General features: G+C 42.9%; 1 protein-coding gene. It reads right to left on the reverse strand.

Translation table 11 applies throughout. The features are described from left to right. A partial coding sequence (locus AC0QHF_RS00105; protein WP_375341382.1) for a group II intron maturase-specific domain-containing protein occupies positions 1 to 153 on the reverse strand: 153 nt, incomplete at its 3' end. Positions 154 to 219 lie beyond the last annotated feature (66 nt).

Consider the following 219-nt stretch of genomic DNA (forward strand, 5'->3'; position numbering starts at 1 on the left):
GTCTAGCTTGCTGAAAATCTCCTTGGAGACTACCCCCGAGTAATACCTTGACCATCCTGTAATGATGGGATTGAGATATTTTATCAGGGCGGCTTGAGGTGCTGTTTTATGTTTTTTAATCACCTCTTTCACCTTTTCAGTGTGGGCTCTGATTGCTTCTTTATCTGGTTTAACATGGGTTACGAAGCCTAGTAATCTGCTGACCTTTCCCCCACTTTT

It is taken from the genome of Lyngbya sp. CCY1209 (assembly GCF_055795065.1).